Source organism: Paraburkholderia sp. PGU19, from assembly GCF_013426915.1.
Taxonomy (GTDB): Bacteria; Pseudomonadota; Gammaproteobacteria; order Burkholderiales; family Burkholderiaceae; genus Paraburkholderia.
Map to the genome: position 1 here is coordinate 680,571 of NZ_AP023182.1, position 17,902 is coordinate 698,472.

11 protein-coding genes and 1 pseudogene are annotated in these 17,902 nt (G+C 58.0%); 10 read left to right on the plus strand and 2 right to left on the minus strand.

From position 1 onward, the window contains the following. The first annotated feature begins 307 nt into the window (after positions 1-307). Positions 308-1,128, plus strand: a pseudogene (panB, locus tag H1204_RS43540) (3-methyl-2-oxobutanoate hydroxymethyltransferase). A gap of 404 nt (positions 1,129-1,532) precedes the next feature. On the opposite strand, the gene H1204_RS43545 reads toward panB, so the two are convergent. Beyond that, a complete protein-coding gene (locus H1204_RS43545) occupies positions 1,533-5,048 on the minus strand; it encodes an indolepyruvate ferredoxin oxidoreductase family protein (protein ID WP_180736230.1) in 3,516 nt (1,171 codons plus the stop codon). Positions 5,049-5,186: 138 nt separating this feature from the next. On the opposite strand from H1204_RS43545, the gene H1204_RS43550 reads away from it, so the two are divergent. The 9 genes from H1204_RS43550 (at position 5,187) to H1204_RS43590 (ending at position 15,961) form a co-directional block, all read left to right on the plus strand. Continuing rightward, a complete protein-coding gene (locus tag H1204_RS43550) occupies positions 5,187-5,657 on the plus strand; it encodes an Lrp/AsnC family transcriptional regulator (RefSeq protein WP_180736231.1) in 471 nt (156 codons plus the stop codon). Positions 5,658-5,922: 265 nt separating this feature from the next. After that, positions 5,923-6,918, plus strand: a complete 996-nt coding sequence (locus tag H1204_RS43555; RefSeq protein WP_180736232.1) for a quinone oxidoreductase — start codon at positions 5,923-5,925, stop codon at positions 6,916-6,918. 189 nt (positions 6,919-7,107) lie between these two features. Next, the gene (locus tag H1204_RS43560; RefSeq protein WP_243469110.1) at positions 7,108-7,533 is read left to right on the plus strand and encodes a hypothetical protein; all 426 of its coding nucleotides are present in this window, start codon (positions 7,108-7,110) and stop codon (positions 7,531-7,533) included. A 211-nt stretch (positions 7,534-7,744) separates the two neighbouring features. Then, positions 7,745-8,578 carry a pantoate--beta-alanine ligase gene (panC, locus tag H1204_RS43565; RefSeq protein WP_180736234.1) on the plus strand — a complete coding sequence of 278 codons (834 nt, stop codon included), beginning with the start codon at positions 7,745-7,747 and terminating at the stop codon, positions 8,576-8,578. Positions 8,579-9,282: 704 nt separating this feature from the next. After that, positions 9,283-10,068, plus strand: a complete 786-nt coding sequence (locus H1204_RS43570; protein WP_180736235.1) for a class II aldolase/adducin family protein — start codon at positions 9,283-9,285, stop codon at positions 10,066-10,068. Between the two features lie 163 nt (positions 10,069-10,231). Next, a complete protein-coding gene (locus H1204_RS43575; RefSeq protein ID WP_180736236.1) occupies positions 10,232-11,536 on the plus strand; it encodes an MFS transporter in 1,305 nt (434 codons plus the stop codon). A gap of 299 nt (positions 11,537-11,835) precedes the next feature. Then, positions 11,836-12,948, plus strand: a complete 1,113-nt coding sequence (locus H1204_RS43580; protein ID WP_180736237.1) for a CaiB/BaiF CoA-transferase family protein — start codon at positions 11,836-11,838, stop codon at positions 12,946-12,948. A gap of 44 nt (positions 12,949-12,992) precedes the next feature. Then, the gene (pcaF, locus tag H1204_RS43585) at positions 12,993-14,195 is read left to right on the plus strand and encodes a 3-oxoadipyl-CoA thiolase (protein ID WP_180736238.1); all 1,203 of its coding nucleotides are present in this window, start codon (positions 12,993-12,995) and stop codon (positions 14,193-14,195) included. A 617-nt stretch (positions 14,196-14,812) separates the two neighbouring features. Continuing rightward, on the plus strand, positions 14,813-15,961 hold the full coding sequence (locus H1204_RS43590) for a branched-chain amino acid ABC transporter substrate-binding protein (protein WP_180736239.1): 1,149 nt from the start codon (positions 14,813-14,815) through the stop codon (positions 15,959-15,961). Positions 15,962-16,100: 139 nt separating this feature from the next. Here the strand turns inward: H1204_RS43590 and H1204_RS43595 are convergent, their stop codons facing one another. After that, entirely contained in the window at positions 16,101-17,756 is a 1,656-nt protein-coding gene (locus H1204_RS43595; RefSeq protein WP_180736240.1) for a sigma 54-interacting transcriptional regulator, read from the minus strand. Positions 17,757-17,902: the final 146 nt, after the last annotated feature.

The window sequence follows — 17,902 nt, forward strand, 5'->3', positions numbered from 1 at the left end:
CGACCCGTCGACTCCCTTCGTATGGCCAGACCGATACGCCCTCATTCCTGACAACCGTATGCAAGCAGCCAGACGTTGGTGCAACGCTCGCGGTTGGACTCATATAGTAGAGCAAACGCGCTTTAAAGCCAGTCTACGCTGCGCGGTTTTGGCGCAAAACGTAAGCTTGATCGACGTAGACTTGCGTGACCAGCGACCTGTCGACACCGCGAATCTGGTCCTAAACCGGCATGCTAACCCGTTTGTGCACACGAACGGATCAGTTCCATCAATAAGCGATGACCGCTTCCTGAACGAATATTTCATCATGACCTATCTACAAGAGGCACCGCGCAAGAACGTCACCGTTCTCGCACTTCAAACCATGCGCGACGCAGGCGAGAAAATCGCGATGATGGCGTGCTATGACGCGAGTTTTGCGGCTTTGGTGGACCGCTGCGGCGTTGAGATCATCCTCGTGGGAGATTCGTTAGGCAATGTCCTGCAGGGCCAGTTGACCACGCTGCCAGTGACGATCGAGCATATGAGCTACCACACCGAGTCAGTCGCGCGTGGAAACAGAAGCGCGCTGGTCGTGTCTGACTTACCCTTTGCGACGTACGCAACGCCAGCGCAGGCGTTCGAGAATGCCGCGCGCCTGATGCGAGCGGGCGCCCAGATGGTGAAGCTCGAGGGTGGCGCATGGCTAGCCGATACGGTCCGGTTCCTCGTTGATCGAGGCATCCCCGTTTGCGCTCACGTGGGGTTGACTCCACAATCCGTGCACGTACTCGGGGGTTCCGCGTGCAAGGCAAGACGGAATCCGCAGCTACGAGATTGATCGACGACGTACTCGCCTTGCAGGCTGCTGGAGCTCAACTGCTGGTCATGGAGGCGATTCCGGCGGCGCTTGCGGCCGAGGTAACACGACGCCTAACGATTCCTACCATCGGCATTGGCGCAGGTCCTGAGTGTTCGGGGCAAGTCCTTGTGCTGCACGATGTCCTCGGCGTGTTTCCGGGACGTAAGGCCAAATTCGTCAAGAATTTCATGGAAGGTCAAACCTCCATTGACGCGGCTGTCCGGTTGTATGTGCAGGAAGTGAAGTCAGGCGCTTTTCCTGCAGTCGAGCACACGTTCGCGGTCTGACCCGGGATCGGTGGGCTTCATAAGCCACGGTGAGACACACACGCAGGTCTGTGACAGGAAACGGGCCCCGTCCGGGGCAACGTAACGTGTCGTGTCTCGTCGGCATCGATACCCGTTTTCCTGTGATCGGTTGAAGAACACGATTCGCGGCTGTATCGCCGACAGTCCTCGCGGTACTTGCGCGATACGGGTTGAGCAGTTCGGAGCAGACTCCGTGGTCTGGATTCGCTCATGCCGTCCGTTCGTCCGGTCAACGATCTCGCAGCAATTTCTTGCGCGTGCTGTCACCTGGAACATGACCGAATTGCGCTCATGTTCGCAGCAAAATTCACAAACCGGGGCCAGCGACACACTGACCTCGACGCTAGAGGCGCCCAGGATAGTTGGACGCTGGCCCCGGTTTGTTATGCAGCGTTGGCGTCGCTACGAGCTTGCGATGCAAGGTCGCGTTGAGTGCCGGCTTGGAGCGACGACAACGCAACTGCTCGTTTTCCTGCATGTTCGTCGATCGCCTTCTCCTTGACGGGACCGAAGCCTCGAATCTCCAACGGCAAGGCCGCAAAATCGACTGCATGCTGAAGATTCCCGCGATCGAGCAGGGAGCAGACCTTGCGAACATCTCCGAAATATTCGCCAACGAGCCGGCGCTCAGCGCGACGCTCCGCGGTATAGCCGAACACGTCGAGCGCAGTGCCGCGTAGACTGCGCAAACTTGCTATGGCCTTCAGGACCGGGAAGATCCACGGGCCGAATTTCGTCTTCTTGGGACGGCCGGTCGCCGGATCAATTCGGGAAATGATGGGCGGCGCGAGCCAGAGCGATAGTTTTTCTGCGCTCGAGAACTGCGTCGTCAGCGACTCACGAAACTCCGGCGCGCTATAGAGGCGGGCCACTTCGTACTCGTCCTTATAGGCCATAAGTTTGAAAGCGCTTCGTGCGACGGCGGTCGCGAACCGGTCACCTTTCGCACCGATATTCGCTTCCGCCTTTTCCGCCAAGGTGACGAGATCGCGATATTGTCGCGCGTATTCGATACCCTGGTATGCGACGAGCTTCTGCTGGTGCAATTCCATCAATTCAGCGAGTGACTGCACTTCCGGGCTGCTTCTGCCTGACTGCTGTTCGAGCGCCTTCAATGCTTCTGGCTTTGCGGCGGCAATTCGCCCCCAGTTGAAGGCGGACTTGTTCATGTCGATCGCTGCACCATTGCGCTCGATTGCCTGCGTAATCGCGGCGTGGCTTAGGGGAACCAGTCCCTTTTGCCATGCGTAACCCAGCATCATCGTATGCGTCGGCAAGGTGTCGCCAAAGATGTGTTGGGCGAGGGCGCTCGCATCCAGCGCGTGGAACACGGTATCGCTGCAACGGGTGCGGACGCGATCGTGCATCAGATTAACGGGCAGGCTCGCGTCGCGGTCGCGGATTACGTCGGGCGTGGGCGTCTCCGCGAGATTGAGCACGGCTGCAGTGCGCTGTGGCGATAGACGCATTAGCGAATCCGGCGATGCCGATACGACGAGATCTGCGCCGAGCAGAAGGTCGGCCTTGCCTTCGCCGATGCGCGACGCAGGGATCTGTTCGTCGGTAGCCGCAATCCGAACCTGGCTTACGACCGCGCCGTTCTTCTGGGCCATGCCTGTAAAGTCCAGCACCGTTGAGGCAAGTCCATCCAGGCTGGCGGCTGCGCCCAGCAGTGCCCCCATCGTCAGAACGCCTGTGCCGCCGATGCCGGTTATGTAGACATTGAAAGCTTCATCCGGCTTCGCGAGTGTTGGAGCCGGCAGCGTTGTCAAAAGATCTGCTTCCATGGTTGCGAGCCGCTTGCCGTCGGGCTTGCGAAGCTTCACACCCTCGATCTCGACGAAGCTTGGACAAAAGCCCTTTACACAGGAGAAGTCTTTGTTGCACGAACTCTGATTGATCGTCCGCTTGCGTCCTAACGGAGTTTCGATCGGCTCGATGGAAATGCAGTTCGACTGGACCGAGCAATCGCCGCATCCTTCACAGACCGCTTCATTGATGAACAACCGGCGATCCGGATCTGGCATTTCCTTGCGCTTCCGACGGCGGCGTTTTTCTGCGGCGCATGTCTGTTCATAGACGATCGCCGTGACGCCGGCCGTCTCCCGGAGCTGCCGTTGTACAGCGTCGAGCTGGTCCCGGTGATGGACATCGACCCCCGGCGCGAGCAGGCCATTGCTTCTCCAGCGCTGCGGATCGTCGGTGACGAGCACGACCTTTCCGACACCTTCCTCGTGTAGTTGCCGCGTGATACGGGCGGGATCGTTCGTGCCCTCCGCGGGTTGTCCGCCCGTCATCGCGACGGCGTCGTTGTAGAGGATCTTGTAGGTGATGTTGCTCTTCGCTGCGACGGCGGCACGAATGGCAAGCAAACCCGAGTGCTGATAAGTCCCGTCGCCCAGGTTCTGGAAGATGTGTGACGTGCGCGAAAAGGGCCCAGCGCCGATCCATTGGGCGCCTTCGCCGCCCATCTGGCTCATGACTTTCGTCTTCAGTTCCGGTTGCGAGAGCGCCATCACATGGCAGCCGATGCCGCCGCCGCTGATCGAACCGTCCGGTGTGCGCGTGGATGTGTTGTGCGGGCATCCCGAACAGAAATAGGGTCTGCGGATCGGAATGACGGCCGCACTCGGCTTCTTTGCGGCAGCATCGAGGGCTGCGAGGCGATCACGCATTCCGGGCGCGTCGATACCGTTGGCCAGCATCCGTTGCACCAGGATGCCGGCCACGAGTCGTGTACTGAATTCCGACACTTCGGGGAGCAGTGCTGCGCCCGTTGTGTCGGTCTTTCCGACAACGATCGGACGCTGCGGAGCGGGATGATGGAAGAGCGCATCCTTGAGCTGCGCTTCGACGTTGGAGCGCTTCTCTTCGACGACAAGGACCTCCTGATGACCCGCGGCGAAACTGCACGCGCCCTCGGTCTCGAGCGGCCAGCTCATTGCGACCTTGTAGATCGACACACCCATGGCGCGCAGATTATCGTCCGTGAGGCCGAGGTCCCTGCAGGCCTGCATCAAATCCTGATGAGCTTTGCCAACGGTGACGATCCCCAGCCGCTTTGACGCAGCCTCGACGATCACCCGGTCGAGCTGATTCGCTTTCGCCCACGCTTTCGCAGCGGGGATACGCTCCTCGATGAGTCGTCGCTCGAGCTCACCACGTTGAGCTGGCCATGAAATCGACGAATCCCAGTTGAGTCCATGTGCGGGTACAGAGAAGCCCGCTGGTTCGCAGAAGGTCGGCCATGACTTGAGATTAACAGTGGCAGCAGTTTCTACCACTTCCGCAATGGTCTTCAGGCATACCCACAGGCCCGAGAAACGCGACATCTCGATACCCGCAAGTCCGAATTCGATCACCTCCCTGACGTTGCTCGGCTGAAGCACCGGGACGGATGCCGAATGGAAGATGCCGTCGGTCTGATGCGGGAAGGAGGATGACTGTGCAGCGTGATCGTCGCCCGACACGGCAAGTACGCCACCAAGTTTCGATGTTCCGAACATATTGGCGCAGCGGAATGCATCTCCCGTCCGGTCAACACCGGGGCCTTTGCCATACCAGATGCCGAACACACCATCCGCCTTGGTGTCGCCAAAGGCACGATGCATCTGGGCTCCCCACAGCGCCGTGGCCGCGAGATCCTCGTTCAGACCGGGCTGGAAGACGATGTCTTGCGCGGCAAGCTGTTTTGATGCTTTCCACAGCTGCTGGTCGTATGCACCAAGTGGCGATCCGCGATAACCGGAAATCAGGCCAGCCGTATTTAGTCCGCGTGCCCGGTCACGCTCGCGCTGGATTATCGGCAGCCGGACCAGCGCCTGGATGCCAGTGAGAAACGTTCTGCCTTCAGTTGCAGTCGACACCGATGTGCGGGGCGATGAGAGTTCAGTACCCACAAGATCCTCCGGGGGATAATATATTGGAATAGATGAGTTAGTTTAGGTTGCCGGACGAAGTGTTTTGCGCCAAATTGAATTAACTAACCCGTTTATGAGAGTTCAATTTAACTATCCAATTTATTTTTTGTAGACTCAATGAACCAAACCCTGGATCTCGACAAGACCGATCTGCGAATCCTGCGCGAACTGGCGGCGGATGGGCGGCTGAGTTGGCGTGAACTCGCCGAACGTATCGGCCTGTCGCTCACGCCGACGCTGCGGCGGGTTCATAAACTGGAAGAGCAGGGAATTATTCGTGGCTACGTCGCGCAGCTTGACGAGGGCAAGCTGATCGGCGAACTGAACGTCTTCGTGTCGATCACCTTGGAGAACCAGTCGGAGGCGGCAATCAAGCGTTTCGAGAAAGAGATCGTGGTGGCGCCCGAGGTCATGAGCTGCTTCACGATGACCGGCGACGCCGATTTCATCTTGCGCGTGGTCGTCCCCGACCTGAACACTTACCAGCGCTTCCTTACGAAGACATTGACCTGCATACCGGGGGTCGAGCACATACGCTCCAGCTTCGCGCTGAAGACGGTGCTCAATCGCACTTCTCCCATGTTGTAGTTTCGCTAGCCGAATCGTCGGCGCCCCTCGGAACGTTAGCGACCACAAGGTTGTGAGCGCGACCAAAAATACCCAGACTTCAAAATTGGTTCAATTGAACTAAGAAGTTAGCATTTTGCATATCAATCATGCTTCCGTCGGGTGGTGGCTGTAGCCTATTTTGGTAAAAACGTTGCGCGGCTGCAGCCTAAAATGACTCATCGTGATTGCAGGTCTAGGTGCTTCCCTTCACGCAATCCAAGAGAGACCACGATCGGGAATGTGTATGAGCAGAACGCAAGCTGTCAGGATTCGCGCGATTGGCGGTCCGGAAGTCATGGAATGGGTCGATGTAGATATGGAACGGCCGGGCCGCGGTGAAATTCGTGTTCGGCATTGCGCCGTGGGCCTCAATTTCATCGATGTGTATTTTCGTACCGGACTCTATCCGATGCCGCTGCCCGGTGGAATCGGTATGGAAGCCGCTGGTGTGGTGACTGCCGTCGGTGAAGGTGTGACACGCTTCAAAAGCGGAGACAGGGTTGCGTATGCAGGCACGAAGCCCGGTGCTTATGCGCTGGAGCGCGTCGTCCCGGAGGCTGAGGTCGTACTTCTTCCCGATGGTGTGAGCTTCGAAGACGCCGCAGCGGTGACGCTGCAGGGTCTCACGGCGCAATACCTGTTGCGACGCACATATCGAGTGCAGGCAGGCGAAACGATCCTCATTCATGCCGCGGCTGGCGGCGTCGGTTTGCTGGCCTGTCAATGGGCCAGGGCGCTCGGCGCAACAGTGATCGGCACGGTGAGTTCGGACGAGAAAGCGGAGATCGCGAAGGCCAACGGATGTGACTTCACGATTGTCTATTCACGTGAGAATTTCACGCAGCGTGTACTCGAGATCACCGACGGGAAAGGCGTGCCCGTCGTCTACGATTCCATCGGGAAAGACACGTATATCGGCTCGCTGGATTGCCTCTCGCCATTAGGGATGTTCGTCAGTTTCGGGAATTCGTCTGGACCCCTGCCGTCTATCGAGGCTATCGAATTTACCCGGCGAGGTTCGCTGTTCTTTACACGCCCGCAGCTGTTCCACTATGCGGCGAAGCGTGACGATCTGGATGGAATGGCGACGGACCTGTTCAACTTGGTTCAGGCGGGCAAGGTGAAGCCGAACATCGGAAAGCGGTATGCATTGCACGACGTCGCGCAAGCTCACAGGGATCTTGAAAGCAGAAAAACGACCGGTTCAAGTGTTCTTCTTCCTGAACCAAACGCGGTTTGAGCAGCGAAAGCGGCGAACTTTGCGCGATCACAGGTCAGCGAGCCGATGCGACATACTCTTCTCGAAGTATCGGAAAGATTGATCCGTGAGCGAGGTTACGCTGCGTTCAGTCTTGCGGAACTTGCGCGGACGCTCTCGGTTGCAGAAGACGGGATCGCAGAGTGTTTCCGCACTCGCGAAGACATCTGCATGGAAGTAGTCGAAAGACACATCATTCGTATCGGGCGAGAGCTCGATGATATTTATCTCGAGTACGGTGATGCTCAAAGTCGACTAATAGCCTACGCTTGCCTGCGCAGCGAGGACTTCGTGTGCGGAGTGCCTCCGTTTTCGGTGGCGCTTAGCGCAAGTCACGCCTGTCTACCGGATGCGATACGGAGTCGCGCATCAGATCTATCTATCCTGCAGATTCACTGGATTCGAAAGGTTGTACGGGATCATTTCGACTCTTTCGATCGTCCTTCGGGTGCCTCCTCCACACAGATCGCAAAGCTTCTGTTCAGCGCGCTGGAGGGAGGCGCAATCCTGGAGTGTGCCGCCAATGATCGCGAGCCGTCCGCTTCAGGCTACATCCTTTTGATGACCAAATTAGGACTACGTGAGAAATCAGCTTAGGCAGGGGCGCGTAGGTGAGAGCATCTGCACGAGACGCGCACCGTAGCATGGACGGAACAGAACGATCCGGTGCGAGCGCTCTGCGCATTCTCGATACGCGCTGTCGCTACTTATTTTGCACGCGTGTCGACACGGATGGCGTCTGGCGAGGAAACCATTTCAGTTCAGATGGCGCGATTGCCTTGATGGATATCCGGAAGGTCTCACCACGATGAAAATCATCAGCTCGATCCAGGAATTGCGTGACCAGTTGCGCGGCCAGAAGCGCACCGCCTTCGTGCCGACGATGGGCAACCTGCACGAGGGCCATCTGTCGCTGATGCGTCTCGCGCGTCAGCACGGCGACCCGATCGTGGCGAGCATCTTCGTGAACCGCCTGCAGTTCGGGCCGAACGAAGATTTCGACAAGTATCCGCGTACGCTCCAGGACGACATCGACAAGCTGCAGAAGGAAAACGTCTACGTGTTGTTTGCGCCGACGGAGCGCGACATGTACCCGCAGCCGCAGGAATACCGCGTGCATCCGCCGCACGATCTCGGTGACATTCTCGAAGGCGAGTTCCGCCCCGGCTTCTTCACGGGCGTGTGCACGGTCGTGATGAAGCTGATGTCTTGCGTGCAGCCGCGCGTCGCCGTGTTCGGCAAGAAGGATTATCAGCAGCTGATGATTCTGCGCGCAATGACTGGCCAGTTCGCGTTGCCCACCGACATCGTCGCGGCCGAAACCGTGCGTGACGCCGACGGTCTCGCGCTCAGCTCGCGCAACCGGTATCTGACGGAGCCCGAACGCGCCGAAGCGCCTATGCTCGCGGCCACGCTGCAACGCATCCGTGAGACCGTGCTGTCAGGCAACCACGATTTCGCCGCGCTGGAGCGGGAAGCGATGGCGAGGCTCGCCGCGCGCGGCTGGAAGCCCGACTACATCGCGATCCGCAAACGTGAAAACCTGATTGCGCCCGCCGCGCACGAACAGGATGCACCGCTCGTCGTGCTCGCGGCCGCAAAGTTCGGCGCGACGCGCCTGATCGACAATCTTGAAATATGAACCCAAAACACGGCGCGGCCTTGACTTGAACAAATTCCTCACTTGCGACCGGTGTCGAAAACCTGTCTCTGGTCGCTCTGCCTTTGCTTGCCATTGACCACCTGGTATGTCCTTTCATGGAGGACGCCGATAGCCGCATCGCGATACATGTATGGGGCGTGCGACGTGTGTGTTTTTGCGGTGGACAGGGTGTAGTTGCGGCAGTCAGTGGCACATGCGGACATTGGGCCGTGATTCAGAATTGAATGCCGGAAACCATCGATTCATGCGATCTTCGAATGCTTGCAGGCAGCATGCCGGAGAGTCGACCTTGGACGCGGATGTTGGCATGTGATTTGCAAACGACTTGGAAGTGGTGCGCCGTCGACGAACGGTGGGGCTTCAGATTAGAGTTCGAACCCGGGGCGGGATGAGGTGACCTCGATCAGTCTTTGGATTCCTCATCATATGGAATATGGGTTATCTGTCTGAAACGAGGAACACGGCCCGGCTGCTTAATGAGTCACCCAAGGCATCTTGATAAGCCGTCAGGAGATCACGGTTATCGACAGCCCCGGCTGATGTGCGGCGCCCTCGATGTAGCACCGTGCTCGTTTCCAACCACTCCGGATTAAGCGTGTCCACCCATCACGTCGCAGTGTGTGCCAATGATGGCATTCACATTTACAGTTTCGATGCTGCTCACACAACCAACAGGAGAGAAGATGCAACCCGAATACAGCGATGCAGAATGGAAAACGCGCTGCGAACTTGCCGCTCTGTATCGCATCATCGCGCACCACCGCATGACCGATCACATCTACACTCACATCAGCGCCCGCGTGCCGGGTACTGACAAGCATCACTTCCTCATCAACCCGTATGGTCAGATGTTCCATGAGATCACGGCGTCGAGCCTCGTCAAGATCGATATGAACGGCAATATCGTAGAGAGTTCGTCGGACAGGCGTCAACGCGTGAACAAGGCTGGCTTCATGATTCACTCAGCCGTACATATGGCGAGGCACGACGTAGCATGTGTTGTACACACCCATACGGCCGCAGGGATCGCAGTATCCGCGCAAGAGCAGGGACTGCTGCCGATCAGCCAGCACGCGCTGAAGTTTTATGGACGGCTGTCGTATCACGACTATGAGGGGATCGCATCGGACGCGGATGAGCGCGCCCGGCTGGTGGCAGATCTCGGCGAGAACAAGGCGATGATCTTGCGCAATCACGGGTTGCTTGCTGCGGGTTCGACCGTGGCAGATGCATGGCTCGTGATTTATTACCTGGAGCGCGCATGCCAGGCGCAGGTCGCGGCGTTGGCGGGAGGTAGCAAGTTGACCTATCCGCCGGAAGCCGTGCGCAAGCACACATCAGATCAGTTCGCAAAACTCGACATCGTGGACGACGCCCTCGACACGGGCGGGGCACAGAGCTACCAGCAGGTCGGTTTCGATGCTGCGTTACGACTGATCGAACTTGATCAGCCACGCTACGACAGCTGACTGGCAGGCAGCCCCTAGACACAATAACCCAATCCGCACCGCGTCGCGGGCCTCATGACGGGGCGTAAGCGCACACAGCAACGGTGAACATCTTCAGCTGCTGGGTCGCGCACGCCCTGTTTTCGTCGTATGCGGGCGGTAATACGAGAAGGATGGAAGAGACATGGTTGCCACCGATCAGAACTGCATGCGCAAAGTCCTCATGCGGTTCCTGCCGCTATTGCTGGTCTGTTACATCGTTTCCCACCTTGACCGCGTCAACATTGGCTATGCCGCGCTGACGATGAACCAGGCCCTCGGTCTATCCAATGCCGCCTTCGGTCTGGGCGCAGGTCTATTCTTCATAACCTATTTCGTGTTCGAGATTCCGTCGAACCTTGTGCTGAAGCGCTTTGGCGCCCGCCGCTGGATTGCCCGCATCATGCTGACGTGGGGAATACTTTCGGGGTCGATGGCGTTTGTTCAGGGTGAAACGAGCTTTTACGTGATCCGGTTATTGCTGGGGGCCGCGGAAGCTGGATTCTTTCCGGGAATCATCTTCTTTCTCACGCTGTGGGTGCCGAGTCGCTGGCGCGCCACTTTCATCGGTACCTTCATGGTGGCAGTGCCGATGGCCAGCGTCCTCGGCGCACCCATCTCGGCGTTCCTGATCAATGGTGCTGGGTTCTGGGGGCTGGCAAGCTGGCAGACCATGTTCATCGTCGAGGCCGTCCCGGCGATACTGCTGGCTTTTGTCGTATACAAGGTACTGCGTGACAAGCCAGAAGACGCCGAATGGCTCAACGATGAAGAGAAGCGGTGGCTGATGGATACGCTTGACGAGGAGCGCGCACAAGTAGGCAAATATGCGCATGAAAGCATCGGCGTGATCCTTAGGACCCCGCAGATCTGGCTTCTCGCGTACATCTACTTCTGTCTCGCGGGCATTTCCTACGGACTGGCGTTCTTCCTTCCTCTCATCATGAAGGAGGCGCACCTGAGCATCATCCAGACCGGCTTTGCGACTGCGGCTCCCTTTCTGGTCGGCGCGGTCGGGATGGTGTTGTGGGGGCGCAGTTCGGACCGCCACCAGGAGCGCCGCGGCCACGCTCTCGTTGCCCTCGGACTGGCGGTATTCGGTTTGGTCGCGTCGGTCGTGGTTCCGTCGCCGATGGCAAAGATCATCGCCTTCTCAGTGTCTGCACTTGGTTTAATGTCGGCGTTACCGGTGTTCTGGACGTTACCGAATCTCCTGCTCAAATCGACCGTCGGCGCAGCGGGGATTGCCATGATCAGTTCGTTGGGAAACCTGTCCGGATTCGTGCAATCGGTGTTGATGGGTGTCATTCGGGACAGGACTGGCAGTTTTAGTCCCGGCTTGCTGCTGATCGCTGCCGTTGGCGCGGTGGGTTTTGTCGTGCTGTTGCGCATCACCCGGCACGTCTCGCGTCCCGCGACGCAGGTCAGCAGTTTGACAAGCGTGACCTGAATCTGACTCGGTTGCCGGAGACGAGCAATGTCCCGACAGTCTGTCGTGCGCGACGACATTACCGCATCGTGTTGTGCCTGCGCCGACGACAACTGCAACCGGCTTTGCGCTGGACATTTGCAGAAGTCCACGGCCAGTTGACGTGTAGTACCAATGGCACACTCTTTGCGTGATGACAGCCCACCAACAATCTGGGCGACGATTCTTTGCCGTGAGGCCGGGTCTTTCCACGAAACTCCAGAAGGTACGGTCAGGACCGAGTCTGTTGAAACAGACTTAACAAAATGAGGTTGCTAAATATGTCTCCTTTGGAAGGTCTCACTGTTATCGATTTTTCTACGTTGTTGCCTGGCCCGATGGCAAGCCTCGTTCTCGCCGAAGCGGGAGCGACGGTCATCAAGATCGAGCGCCCGCAGACAGGGGACGACATGCGGTCCTACCAGCCTCGGCTGGGAGAGGATAGTGTCAATTTTGTGATGCTCAATCGCGGCAAGCAGAGCATTTCGATCGATCTGAAACGACCTGATGCGCTAGAAAAGCTGACGCCGTTGATCACGCGCGCCGATGTGCTGATCGAACAATTCAGGCCAGGCGTGATGTCACGCCTGGGGCTCGGCTATGACCACGTTCGTGAGATCAATTCCCGTTTGGTCTACTGCTCGATATCCGGCTGGGGCCAGACCGGACCGAAATCGAATGTTGCGGCCCATGACCTCAACTATCTTGCCGAGACCGGGATGCTCGGATTGAGCGCCGGCTCAGATGGCGCGCCCGTGTTGCCGCCGATGCTGGCTGCGGATATCGCGGGCGGCGCCTATCCCGCGGTGATGAACATCATGTTCGCTCTGCGCGAAAGAGATCGTACCGGTCGAGGGGTTCATATCGACATCTCGATGGCAGATAACCTCTTCGCGTTCAATTACTGGGGGCTTGGCAGCGGACTGTCGGGAGCGGGCTGGCCGAAGTCCGGCGCAGAACTCGTGACGGGAGGGTCTCCCCGCTACCACATTTACCGGACCGCTGACGGACGTTACATTGCCGCCGCCCCGCTTGAAGACAAGTTCTGGGACAACTTCACGCGACTCATCGGACTGCCCGCGGAAATGAAAGGCCCCGCGGCAGATCGCCAACAGGCCAGGGAGGCAGTGGCGGCCTGCATCGCTTCGCGCACCTCAGCTGAATGGAAAGCGGTATTCGAAGGACAGGACGTTTGTTGCTCGGTCGTCGCGACATTGGAGGAGGCCGTCAAGGATCCGCATGTCGTTGCGCGCGGCTTGTTCGAGCAGACCGTCGGATCGTCGGGTGGCAGACTGCCGGCGCTTCCCATCCCCGTCGCATCTGTATTCCGGGCGAACACAACGCACCGACCGTCTCCGCTGCTTGGGGCCGCAAACGAACTGCTCGAGTCCTGACTTGTCGGCACATCGCCACCCTGTTCTTAACTCTGGAAACCAAGATGAAGGAAGCTTTTATTTGTGACGCAGTGCGCACGCCCATTGGTCGCTACGCTGGATCGCTCTCGTCGATCCGGGCTGATGATCTCGGTGCCGCGCCGCTACGTGCGTTGATGGAGCGCAATCGGGAAGTCGACTGGGGTGCCATTGACGACGTTATCTTTGGTTGCGCCAACCAGGCGGGCGAAGATAACCGCAACGTTGCCCGCATGGCATTGTTGCTTGCAGGTCTGCCTGAAGGCGCACCGGGTACGACGGTGAATCGTCTTTGCGGATCCGGAATGGACGCGGTCGGGATCGCGGCCAGAGCGGTGAAGTCGGGCGAGGCAGGGTTCCTGATTGCGGGCGGCGTGGAAAGTATGAGCCGCGCTCCGTTCGTACAGGGCAAGGCCACGACGGCGTTCTCCCGACAGTCTGAGATACACGACACGACGATCGGATGGCGCTTTATCAACCCACTCATGAAGAAGCTTCACGGTGTAGATTCGATGCCGGAAACGGCAGAAAACGTTGCCCAGGACTATGCAATCAGTCGCGCAGACCAGGATGCGTTCGCATTGCGTAGTCAGCAGAAGGCAGCCCGGGCCCAGCGCGACGGCAGTCTTGCCGAAGAAATCGTTGCGGTGCGTATTCCCCAAAAGAAGGGTGACCCGATCGTGGTGTCGCGGGACGAGCACCCTCGCGAGACGAATATCGAAACGCTCGCAGGTCTGAAGGGCGTGGTTCGTCCCGACGGAACCGTGACAGCGGGGAATGCGTCCGGTGTGAATGACGGAGCGGCCGCGCTCATCGTCGCCGATGAGGATCACGCGAAGCGGTTTGGTCTTCAGCCGAGAGCGCGAATCCTGGGGATGGCGACGGCAGGCGTTGCGCCGCGAGTCATGGGAATCGGGCCGGCGCCCGCGACAATGAAACTTCTCGAGCGTCTGAAAATGACCATAAACGAGTTCGACGTGATCGAGCTCAACGAGGCGTTCGCATCGCAGGGGCTCGCCGTATTACGTATGCTGGGCGTCGCCGACGACGATCCGCGCGTCAATCCGAACGGAGGCGCCATCGCACTTGGGCATCCGCTAGGCATGAGTGGCGCGCGACTCGTCACGACGGCGACATATCAGCTGCAACGCACGCGCGGTCGATTCGCGCTTTGTACTATGTGTATTGGTGTGGGGCAGGGTATTGCGGTTGCAATCGAACGCCTGTGAACGTGAGTTCGGCGCCGGTGGCTGAACACCTGCGTCGGCCCATAATTTGATCGGCGGGTGATGGACGGAGGACCGACTCGCGCCCGTCGGTCATAAGCGTACTCGCGCTCGAAGTGGGAAGGAAGGGAGCCTTCGAATCGACAGGATAGCCGACAGGCAAACTAAATATACGTGATGGAGACCGTTTTCGTGGTTGTCATATTTCAATTATAACTATTTGGATACCTAAATAATGTGAAGAACCTCGATTGTCCCGCGTCTTAACGAACAGCAAGCAAATTAAAGAATCGATTTTTGAACTCGGGGAAAGGAGTCTGCCAGTCAGGAGGGTAGCCATACACCAGTCTGTCGTGATACTTCGCCGCTGTTACCTGTTTGCCCGGACACAGGTCCGCTAAATACAGTCCGAATTTGGCGCCACGAAATGAACGTTTCAACTTGACGCGATATTCGGTCGAAACATGGTGGGCGAGAGCGAAAAGAGTGAGCTAATTCGACAGCAAATACCCTATTTGGATAGCTAATGTAGATCACCCATTCGATGCAACGCAATTGACGGGAAAAGCTTCGGATGACCGGTTGCACGGGGATGGGAACACTAAACCATAGGAACTGCCATGAAAAGCTTCGACACGCGCAATACTGCGTTGATATTGCTCAGTATTGCCTTCAATATTCCATCGCTCGCTGATGCGCAGACGACGGAGACCGTCAAGATTGGAGCGGTCGCACCGCTAACCGGCATTCTGGCGCACATTGGCCGGGACGTTGAAAATGGAGCGAAGCTCGCCGTGGATGAGGCGAACGCAAAGGGTCTGGTGATCAATGGGAAGAAGATCACGCTGCAACTGGTCGAGGAAGATGACGCTGCCGACCCCCGGACGGCGACGCAGGTGGCCCAGAAGCTGGTGGACGAAAAGGTTGTGGCGGTAATTGGGCACGTCACGTCTGGCACGACTATCCCCGCTTCCAAGATTTACCGCGATGGGGGGATCACCCAGATCACACCGTCGTCGACGAACCCGCTCTATACCCAGCAGGGATTCAAGACGACCTACCGCATGATCGCGACGGATGCGCAACAGGCACCTGCACTGGCTGCCTATGCCGCAAAACAGATGGGGGCGAAAACGCTCGCCGTCGTGGACGATGCGACCGCCTACGGTCAGGGTCTGGCCGACCAGTTTTCGAAGAATGCACAGACACTCGGTATCAAGGTGATTTCGCGTGACGCGTGTACCGACAAGACGGTCGACTTCAAAGGTATCCTGACGAAGATCAAGAACGAGAACCCTGACATCATTATGTACGGTGGCGAGGACGCCGCGGGCGCTAATCTCGTCCGGCAAGCGAGCCAACTGGGACTGCGCTCGAAAATCCTTTCGGGAGATGGAATGTGCACGGAAAAGCTGGGAGAGCTGGCGGGCGACGCATCGAAGAACCTGACATGCTCGGAGGCCAGCCTTCCTCTTGAGAAAATGCCGGGCGGGCGAGAATTCAAGACCAAATACGAAAGCACCTTCAGGCAGACGATGCAACCTTATGCTCCGTTCGCCTATGATGCCGTCAACGTCATCATCGATTCGATGAGGCGGGCGAACTCGACGGACCCGGCGAAGATTCTGGCTAGTATGCCGTCAACCAGCTTCAATGGTGTGATTGGGCAGATAGCCTTTGATCAGAAGGGCGATCTCAAGGATACGGGTATCTCGATCTACCAGTACAAAAATGGCAAAAAGAATCTGCTCGAAGTGATGAAGCTCTGACGTTTGAGCGGTCGCACCGACCACCTCGATTCATTCGAACGGGTGACGGCGATCTGCGTCGCCCGTTCGTGTGTTTCCGACTATTTCGAAGAGTTGTGCTCGTTTCGGGAGAATGCGAGATATGACATCGTAGTCGGGGCTATTCGATCGACAGATCGCTCAGACGTTTGTACAGATACGATCGGGACACGCCAAGCTCTTCGGCGACTCGTTTCTTGTTGCCCTTGAGGCGTTGCATGGCCTCGACGATCAGTTCCGATTCGGCGCGTTCTTTTGCTACCCGCACGTCTCGGGTGGCTTTCTCGCGCTGGGCGTGCAGGGGCGCGTATCCACCGCCGGACCCTGACGGTGTGCTGTTCACGGCATATCCGCAATTGGCCAGCGTGATGGACGGGCCGTCGGCAAAGATGGCCGCGCGTTCGATCGCATGTTGAAGCTGGCGAATGTTGCCCGGCCAAGGTTGTGACTGCAGATATTGCACGACCTCAGACGTCACCGCCTTCTTGGGAACGCCGTGCCTTTCGGAGAAGTTGGTAAGGAACGTATCCGCAAGCATCGGAATGTCCTCAAGCCGCTCGCGTAACGGAGGCAATCTCAGCGTGACGGCAGCAATACGATAGAACAGGTCAAGCCGGAAGGTGCTCTCGGAAATCATGGCGTCGAAATCACGGTTGCTTGCCGAGATAAGACGAAAATCCGAATGCACCCTACGGTCGCCGCCGACGCGCTCGAAGTTGCCGTCCTGAAGCGTCCGCAGCAACTTTACCTGCGTGTCTAGCGGCATGTCGCCGATTTCATCGAGGAATAGCGTGCCACCATCGGCCTGCTCGAACTTGCCCTTGCGTCCCTTGCGATCGGCGCCCGTAAATGCTCCTCCTTCGTAGCCGAACAGTTCGGCTTCCACGAGCGTGCTGGGCATCGCTGCAGCGTTGACGAGAACCATTGGGTTGGCGCTGCGCGGGCTCAACATATGGAGTGCGTGCGCGACCAGTTCCTTGCCGGTTCCGCTTTCTCCGGCGATCAGCACGGGCACGTCGAGTGGGGCGATGCGTATGATGTCTTCTTTAAGGCGATGTACGGCATCACTGGTGCCGACGATCTGATCCAGGCCATAAGTCCGGTTGCGCATGCCAGAGAGTTCGCGCTTGTAGAAGTCGAGCTCCTGACGCACACGGGTAAGTTCGTTGCGCAGTTCTTCGATCGCTTCCGGACCCTTGAACATCACCTGTCCGATTGCTCCGACGCGGCGCTTATTTCGGTCGAAGATTGGTGTGCGCGAAACGACGCGCACAACACCGTTCATCTCCTGAACCTGTCCGATCTGTGCGCGGCCGCGCACCGCGACTTCCTGCAGCTTGGTGTTCTCGATGACCTCGGTCACCGGCTGCCCCGTCGCTTCACCGTGGCGCAGTCCGAAGAACTTCTCGTGCACGGGGCTCATATAAAGGAGCTTCCCGGCTGAATCCACTACGGTGATGGCCTCGTAGGGATTGGTCACGAAGTGCCGGAGGATGTCGTCTGAAAACTCAACGGTCGAAATGAACTCGGCCAGGGCTTCGTCAGCATCGCTTTCGAACACGAGAAAGCACACAGCACTGCCTGCGTCGACTGTGGAGACGATCAGCGCCTGCTCACGGGTGGTGATTGGAAAAACCTGCTTGAGCCTGATGTCCGCGCGCTCTCGCCAGAGCTTCGTCAGTTCTTCGGCCAGCGATTTGTCTTCACACAAACCAGCGGCCAGCAGCGGGCTCCCGGTCTCTTCCAGCACCAGGATTCCGCACTTTTGTCTCGACATGTCTCCCTCATTTTTCTCGTCCTGCGGGCACGGGACAGTGTGGTTTTCAAATACACTGAGCCTTCAAAAGTGACCGCAACAAAAACAGTTCATTGCGCATTCATTGTATTCGAGACGCCATTCGAGAGAAAGACATTCACTACACA

Excerpts from the sequence above, each read along its gene's own strand:
- H1204_RS43550 (WP_180736231.1), top strand. The coding sequence starts at position 5,187 with ATGAACCAAACCCTGGATCTCGACAAGACCGATCTGCGAATCCTGCGC.
- H1204_RS43555 (WP_180736232.1), top strand. The coding sequence starts at position 5,923 with ATGAGCAGAACGCAAGCTGTCAGGATTCGCGCGATTGGCGGTCCGGAA.
- H1204_RS43560 (WP_243469110.1), top strand. The coding sequence starts at position 7,108 with ATGGAAGTAGTCGAAAGACACATCATTCGTATCGGGCGAGAGCTCGAT.
- panC (WP_180736234.1), top strand. The coding sequence starts at position 7,745 with ATGAAAATCATCAGCTCGATCCAGGAATTGCGTGACCAGTTGCGCGGC.
- H1204_RS43570 (WP_180736235.1), top strand. The coding sequence starts at position 9,283 with ATGCAACCCGAATACAGCGATGCAGAATGGAAAACGCGCTGCGAACTT.
- H1204_RS43575 (WP_180736236.1), top strand. The coding sequence starts at position 10,232 with ATGGTTGCCACCGATCAGAACTGCATGCGCAAAGTCCTCATGCGGTTC.
- H1204_RS43580 (WP_180736237.1), top strand. The coding sequence starts at position 11,836 with ATGTCTCCTTTGGAAGGTCTCACTGTTATCGATTTTTCTACGTTGTTG.
- pcaF (WP_180736238.1), top strand. The coding sequence starts at position 12,993 with ATGAAGGAAGCTTTTATTTGTGACGCAGTGCGCACGCCCATTGGTCGC.
- H1204_RS43590 (WP_180736239.1), top strand. The coding sequence starts at position 14,813 with ATGAAAAGCTTCGACACGCGCAATACTGCGTTGATATTGCTCAGTATT.
- H1204_RS43595 (WP_180736240.1), bottom strand. The coding sequence starts at position 17,756 with ATGTCGAGACAAAAGTGCGGAATCCTGGTGCTGGAAGAGACCGGGAGC.